Annotated in this window: 7 protein-coding genes and 1 pseudogene; 3 read left to right on the plus strand and 5 right to left on the minus strand. The window is 47.2% G+C overall.

Annotation, left to right across the window (positions count from 1 at the left end):
• Positions 1-342 precede the first annotated feature (342 nt).
• Positions 343-954, plus strand: a pseudogene (locus QUA77_RS12505) (Uma2 family endonuclease); the annotation flags it as partial.
• A gap of 67 nt (positions 955-1,021) precedes the next feature.
• On the opposite strand, the gene QUA77_RS12510 reads toward QUA77_RS12505, so the two are convergent.
• From QUA77_RS12510 to QUA77_RS12525, 4 genes are all read right to left on the minus strand, one after another.
• Positions 1,022-1,342: a helix-turn-helix transcriptional regulator gene (locus tag QUA77_RS12510; RefSeq protein WP_333081469.1), complete on the minus strand. Its 321-nt coding sequence runs from the start codon at positions 1,340-1,342 to the stop codon at positions 1,022-1,024.
• Positions 1,343-1,456: 114 nt separating this feature from the next.
• A complete protein-coding gene (locus QUA77_RS12515; protein WP_333450337.1) occupies positions 1,457-1,816 on the minus strand; it encodes a type II toxin-antitoxin system RelE/ParE family toxin in 360 nt (119 codons plus the stop codon).
• A gap of 319 nt (positions 1,817-2,135) precedes the next feature.
• Positions 2,136-3,863 (minus strand): succinate dehydrogenase/fumarate reductase flavoprotein subunit, encoded by a 1,728-nt coding sequence (locus QUA77_RS12520; protein ID WP_333450338.1) that lies wholly within the window; start codon positions 3,861-3,863, stop codon positions 2,136-2,138.
• Between the two features lie 129 nt (positions 3,864-3,992).
• The gene (locus tag QUA77_RS12525; protein WP_190741078.1) at positions 3,993-4,307 is read right to left on the minus strand and encodes a hypothetical protein; all 315 of its coding nucleotides are present in this window, start codon (positions 4,305-4,307) and stop codon (positions 3,993-3,995) included.
• 417 nt (positions 4,308-4,724) lie between these two features.
• Between QUA77_RS12525 and QUA77_RS12530 the strand changes: the two genes are divergently transcribed.
• Complete coding sequence (locus QUA77_RS12530; RefSeq protein WP_333450339.1) at positions 4,725-5,450, plus strand: lysophospholipid acyltransferase family protein; 726 nt, start codon at positions 4,725-4,727, stop codon at positions 5,448-5,450.
• Positions 5,451-5,563: 113 nt separating this feature from the next.
• The gene (locus tag QUA77_RS12535) at positions 5,564-6,385 is read left to right on the plus strand and encodes an alpha/beta fold hydrolase (protein WP_333450340.1); all 822 of its coding nucleotides are present in this window, start codon (positions 5,564-5,566) and stop codon (positions 6,383-6,385) included.
• 159 nt (positions 6,386-6,544) lie between these two features.
• Here QUA77_RS12535 and QUA77_RS12540 read toward each other — a convergent pair.
• Positions 6,545-7,244, minus strand: a 700-nt coding sequence (locus tag QUA77_RS12540; RefSeq protein WP_333450342.1) for a DUF2996 domain-containing protein, incomplete at its 5' end; no start/stop codon positions are given.

Raw genomic sequence — 7,244 nt, forward strand, 5'->3', positions numbered from 1 at the left:
CGCACCAATAATTCGTATGCTGCTTGACGAAAGTCCTTTAATCGTTCACTGTTCATTCAGGGAGTGGATAGGTTTTATTTTTCACCCTCATTCTCTCCCAGCGCGGTGGCTCTAAGTTCTGCTGAAAGCCACCGTTCTCTCTTTTTTAGTCTCAACTCCCCATCGAGAAATTAGACCGCTCAGACAGCGCGTGTTTCTTCCCTCCGGAGAGTTCGCGCCCTTAAAGAAAACGTCAACGGTCGCTGGACTGCTATCTTATTGTTGAGCTTCATCACTTGTCGCCAGCGACCGTTGCCGTTTTTGAGTGCGGTGACGATCGCCCTTTAAGAGCTGTTTAGTCTAAACTCCAGTCCTAACATTGACGGTCAAATTCGGCGTTCCTACGTGTTGTGGCGGGAACACATAGCACCGTTAATTGCTTTGGAATTTGCCAGCGGGAACGGAGATGAAGAGCGCGATCGTACTCCTTTATCTCGCACCGATGAAGGGGTAGTCACGAAACCTGGAAAGTTTTGGGTTTATGAGCGGGTGATGCGAATTCCCTATTACGGCATCTACCAAGTAAATAATGGCAGATTAGAAGTTTATCGGTTGATTGACGGGTATTATCAACTGTTAGAACTCAATCAGCGCGGTCATTTTCCCATTGCACCTTTAGGCGTAGAATTGGGACTTTGGCAAGGTAGTTATCAAAATCAAACCATGCTTTGGCTGCGCTGGTGGGACGAGGAAGGTAATTTGCTGTTGATTGGCGATGAAAGAGCAGAATTAGAGAGATTGCGAGGGGAGCAACAGCGGGAAAGAGCCGAGAGTGCAGAACAGGCACGACAAGCTGAATTTCAGGCAAGAAGGGAGGCAATTCCCCGGTTGTTGGGTATGGGTTTGAGTGCCGAACAAGTGGCGGAGGCGTTAAGTTTATCTGTGGACGAAGTTAGCCAGAATTATCACGGCTGAGATAGTTTTATCGGGATAAAGTTAACTTCAAATTCTATAACATTCTCAAATGTCAACTGTCTGTTTCTCAGCTTTTGGAAGAAGTAATAGCGAGTGCCACATCCTCGCGAGTTGCTCCCAGCGCTAGCATTGTCCTTACCATCAAATCAAGAGAAACAGACGGATCGCCAGCTTCTATTTTAGCTACCCGTGACTGACTAGATTTAATTTTCTTAGCCAAACTTTCTTGAGAAAGATTTTGACTAATGCGAAGCTGCTTCAAGCGTTTAATTAGAGACAGCTTCATCTCAATAAAAGCAATTTCTTCGGCAGAAAGTTCTAGAAAGTCTGCGGCATCTCCCACCCGCCAACCTGCTGCTTCTAAACGTTGACGTTTAATGGCATCCATTGTAAATATTACCTCTTTTAATTATGAATTACACAGACCAAGGATTGTGAATGGTGAATTGTCTCTCAATTTGTAAGGTGGGCCATGCCCACCCTAAAGGAAGTCCTGAAATAACTAGGTTTCTCCTGAGCTTTGATCGTACAATTTCAGTCGTTTTTGACTGTTTTCGATCGCGCGCTTAGGCGTTTTCTGGGTAGTTTTTTGAAACACCTCTGCAATGACAATAGCATCTGAGTCAATCCGGTAAATAATTCGCCACTGTTTATCGGCTTCACTATCATGGATCCGCAATTCGTAGCAGTGAGGGCTGATGCTTGGCATAGGTCTAGAGACAGGCATAGCTAAAATTTCTCCATTTTGTAACATCCTTAATAAAATCCCTGCCTCAATTCGCGCTGAGGCGGAAAAAGGGGGAGTTTTTACGGAGCCTTTGATGAGCCAAACAACATCTTTGTTCTCGCCTTGGGATTCCATAAATTAAGTAGTCTAGTTATATAGTTTACACATATGTCGTATCTGACATAATTATAGCTCAAGATAACTAAAAGTGGTAGAATAGACTAAAGATTGCCGAATTTCCTCTCAATTGGTAAGGTACGCATTGCCACCGCGCCCTGTCAAGGTGCGATCGACTGATTTCCGTCATTCTAGGCTGTGGCGATCGGCAATAAACCTAGTTTATTGCCAATCACCTGTTAACAGAAGAAGATTTAACGATCGCCCGCTACGCAATTTCAAACGTTTGAGGGATTTCTACACAACCTTAACAGGGCTAGCACTGCCCACCTACAAATTAATACTTCCTCTCCTGCGGCTCAAACATCGTAATCGCCACCGGCATATAAGCCAAATCGATCCCTGCAGGCGAATAATACGCCATTGTATGCTTCAAGAAATTGCCATCATCGCGCTCAGTAAAATCTTCCCGGGAATGAGCTCCCCGACTTTCCTGCCGGTTCAAAGCAGAAGTTAAAATCATTTTTCCGACAATTATCAAACTCCGCAACTCCAAAGCTTCCACAATCTCCGTATTCCACAACTTGCCTTTATCGTCTAAGTAAACATCCTCATATTGTCGCTCTAAATCTTCCAATTTCTTTAAACCTTCCTGCATCAATTCGGCGCTACGAAATACGCCACAATACTCAGTCATAGTATCTTGATACTGCTGCCGCACTTGATTGATTCGGTATTTTCCTGGACGTTCTAAAAGTGCCTGAATTTGCTCTTTTGCTTCCGTAATATAACGCTCTTCGTCTACGGCAGGCAACTTGCGATTTTGTACGAATTGTGCTATGGTTGCGCCAGTAACTTTGCCGTAAACTACGCATTCCAATAGCGAATTACTGCCCAAACGGTTGGCGCCGTGAACTGACACGCAAGCTGCTTCGCCGGCTGCAAAGAAACCGTCTACCAAACTGTCAGGACTGCTGCGAACTTGCCCGCTAACATTAGTAGGAATTCCCCCCATTGAATAGTGAACGGTAGGGCGCACGGGCATCGGCTGATTTACGGCATCAATTCCTAACAAACGGTGGGCTTCTTCCCAAGCAAAAGGAATTTTGCTCATAATTTTTTCGCGTCCCATGTGCCGCAAATCGAGGTAGATAAAGGGGCCGCCGGCACTACCATCAACATTAATTCCTCGGCCGGCGCGAATTTCTATGGAAATTGAGCGCGAGGTGATATCTCTGGGGGCTAATTCCATCCGCGACGGGGCATAATTCGCCATAAATCGATCGCCCTCTGAATTAATCAAATAAGCGCCTTCGCCCCGCACAGCCTCGGAAATCAACACTCCCACGGGATACAAACCAGTCGGGTGAAACTGTACAAATTCCATATCTTCCAGCGGCAATCCAGCTAAAGCCGTCATCGCCAAACCGTCTCCCGTCGAGGCGTAATCGTTCGACGTGGTATTGTAAACTCGGCCGTAACCCCCCGTAGCAAACATCACCGCCTTAGCACGGACAACCTCAATTTGACCGTCTAGAAGGCGGTACATAACTACCCCCTTGGCTTGGCCTTCTTCCAAAATCAGGCGCGTGACATACCACTCCTGATAGATGTGAACCCCGTAACGGCGCAGATTGTTGACTAATTCGTGGAGGATGGCGTGACCGGTTTTGTCGGCGGCGTAGCAGGTGCGGCGGTGGGAATGTCCGCCGAAAGCGCGCTGGGCAATTCTGCCGTCTGGGAGGCGGGAAAAGAGGACTCCCATGTGTTCTAAATCTATGACTACACCGGGGGCTTCGCGGGTGAGGATTTCTACCGCGTCTTGGTCGGCTAAATAGTCTGAACCTTTTACTGTGTCGAAGGCGTGGGCTTTCCAACTATCTTCGGGATCGACATTTTGGAGGCTGGAGGCCATGCCGCCTTGGGCTGCGACGGAGTGCGATCGAATCGGGTGAGTTTTAGCGACGACAGCTACCTTTAAACTGGGGTCAGTCCGGGCAATTTCTACTGCGGCGCGGCAACCTGCTAAACCGCCGCCTACAATGATTACGTCGTGTTCTAGCATTTTTTTTAATTATTTTGAGTGTTCTGCTCAACTTATCGTGACGCAAAAAAAAACTTCCTACCAAAAGAGCAGGAAGTTTTTTAACTTTTGATTTGAATGGAAAATCAAAAGTTAAAATTTCAAATTGGACTAGCCGGCGCTTTCGGCAGGATTCTGAAGTGACTGATTTCCCGTTGCAGAAGGTTGAGGTTCCGTACCGGGTTCTACAGCAAGCACTTCAATGTTATTTAGCAGAGTTGTAACGAAAGCAAACAGCAAAAAGGGCAGAGACAGCACTAAAATCAAGCCGACGGTAGCCAAGGCGAAGATTTGGCGGGCGCTACTCCACAAGGCCAGTGCCGACGCTAGACTTAGGAAGATGACTATCAGCCAAACAATGATTTGACCGTAAATGTCGCCAAAGGTGAGCGTACATCTAAGGCGATAGTTTTGGATGTTATTCATTTGATGCCTCGCGAGATTGCTATTACGACTTGTCCAAAAATACTTTGACAGTGCGTCAATGCCCACTGTAAATTTCTAAGTTTAGCTGCCGCAACTTGGTTTTGGGGTTGTTGTAAACATTCTTTAATAAGTTGCGACAACACTTGATAAATTTTTGCTTCTGAGGGGGGATTTCTGCCGAAACACTTGGCGATCGCATTCCGAAGCCTAGAAACCGGGTTTTTTAGGGTTTGGGCCGGCTGACTAGAAATAAACGCGCGAAAAAACCAACGTGATTACCAGCAGTGGGTCCTGGATTACCAAACCAACGCATCAGGGGAAAGTCTACTTTTTGAGGGAGCCCTGCCTTGGTAAAGTAATGTTAAGCTGCGTGGGAATGGAATCAACCTTTATAGCGTCGCACCTGTCTTTTCGCCCATGTCTTCAGAGAGCAAATTGCTGATTTCGCGCTGTTTCCTGGCTGGTTTGGGAACGCAGACGTTTGTGTTCCGCGAAGACCGGATTCCCCAAGAGAGTCCGGTGCTGGTGGTGAGCAATCACCGCAGTTTCTTAGATCCTGTGCTGCTGACAGCGGCTTTGGGTCGATCGATCCGTTTTGCTTGTCATCATTACATGGGTCAAGTTCCGCTGATGAGGGAAGTTGTGACGACTTTCGGCGCTTTCCCCTTGGAAGCACCCGAGCACCGACAGCAGCATTTTTTCTCTCAAGCGACAGCGCTGCTGCAAAGCGGGGAGATGGTGGGGGTGTTTCCAGAGGGTGCAGAACCGATGGTGAAGGTGACTGGGCCCAATACTGTGGGGAAGTTTCAGCGCGGATTTGCTCATTTGGCTTTGCGGGCGCCGGTGCGGGATTTGGCGGTTTTGCCGGTGGCGATTAATTCTTTTGAGGAACACTCAGTACGATCGGGTGTACCCCTCAAGTTGTTGAGTTTTTTTGATCCTTCGGAACCACTGTTCGATCGCTCTGGGTGGCATCCTGTGATAATTTATCAGCGAGTTAATGTTTTAATCGGCCAGCCTTACTGGATTACTGCCGAGAGACAGCAGCAATATCAAGGCAAAAAAGCCAAAGCAGTTGTGGCTGAACTCACAGACCACTGTCAAGGAGAAATTGCAGAATTACTCCAACGAGGTTGTTTGTAAGTTTGTTGACTGTTGACTGTTGGCTGTTGACTGTTGATTGTTGACTATTGGCTGGTGTCAGATTTCCAATCTAAAATCTAAAATCTAAAATCTAAAATCGATTGACTTGAATCATGGCAAATGCTAACAACAAGCTTCGTTTCCTAACCCCCAAACCCCCGAAACTCGATCGCCCTTTATTTGTATTTTTGCCCGGTATGGACGGGGGCGGTTTGCTGCTGCGCTCCCAAATTCCTAAATTAGCCAATCATTTCGACATTCGTTGCTTAACTTTACCTGCGGACGATACGCCTAGTTGGGATGTACTGGTTGGGGAAACAATTGCCTTAATTGAAGCCGAAAAGCAAGCCGGAAAGCCGAAGCGGCCGGTTTATCTGTGCGGCGAGTCATTTGGGGGGTGTTTAGCGATGAAAGTGATGTTAGAAGCTCCCCAATTGTGCGATCGATTAATCTTAGTCAATCCAGCTTCTTCGTTTCGACAGCAGCCTTGGGTGCAGTGGGGCTCGTACCTGACTCAGTGGCTGCCGGCCAACCTTTATCCGCTGTCGGTAATCGGTTTATTGCCGATATTAGCATCATTAGGAAAGATTGGGCGCGACGATCGGCGAGCTTTGCTAGAAGCGATGCAAGCAGTACCGCAAAACACGTCTGTGTGGAGATTGGCGTTAGTGCGATCGTTTAATGTTGACGAAAATCAGTTGCGCGGCATCAAACAGCCGACGCTAGTAATTGCTAGCGGTGCCGATCGGCTGCTGCCTTCCTTAGTAGAAGCGAAGCTTTTAGTCAAGGTAATTCCCAATGCTGAAATGGTGCTGCTGGCTAACAGCGGTCATGCTTGTTTGTTAGAAACAGATGTTAATCTTTACGGGATAATGCAAGCTCGCAATTTTTTGACAAAATCCGAAGAAAATCTGTCCTTAGTCAATAGTCATTAGTCATTAGTCATTAGCTATGACTTTTGACTTCTGAGTCAGTCAGGGCAAAATTAGAAATTGGGCGAGGGGTAAAGTTTATATTACAATTAACCCGCCCTGACACTCATTAGTAAGTGTCCGAAGACCCGCCACTAAGGACTAATAACTAATGACTACTGACTAATTAAGATTTAGCCATTTTTGAGCGTTAAGCCGCTGGACGACGCCAAACACCATGAGGTCTAGTGTTACCTTGCGCTCATCTATCAAGAAAGGCTCTAAAGTGCTAGTTTTGGTATTATTTTCAGCGCAGGAAAACGCCCTTTGACTTTGAATATTTTCTTGAGGAAAATATATGTTAAATTGGCGCTGACCTTCTTGGAATTTCCCAATTACCTGCCAGCAATCCCCGGCGGAACTCATACCCGCAACTGGGAGTTTTTGCTTTGCCAAACTCACCTCTAAATCCTTAACGCCCTGCTTAGTCAAAGCAGTTTGCAAAGCGGGCAAATAATCTTGTTGAATAAATTCCGCAAAGGGCTTGTCTTCAACAGCAGGTGCTTTTTCCTTTTTAGCTTTAGCTGGGGGCTTGTCGCCTTCGGCCTTGGCTGCGGGCTTTTTAGCAGCCGCTGGAGGCTTGTCAGTGCTGGGTAAGTCGGTTGTCTCGGGTTCGTCGGAACTCGGGGCGTTCTCGATCGCAGCACTGGGAGTTTCCGATTCGCCAGCGGTAGGATTTTTCGGTTCTTTCTTGGCTGCAGGCTTTTTAGCAGTCGGCTGAGGCTTGTCCGTGCTGGGAAAGTCGCTTGTCTCGGGTTCGTCGGAACTCGGGGCGTTCTCGATCGAAGCACTGGGAGTTTCCGATTCTCCAGCGGTAGGGTTT

This window comes from Microcoleus sp. K5-D4 (assembly GCF_036704575.1).
Classification (GTDB): domain Bacteria; phylum Cyanobacteriota; class Cyanobacteriia; order Cyanobacteriales; family Microcoleaceae; genus Microcoleus.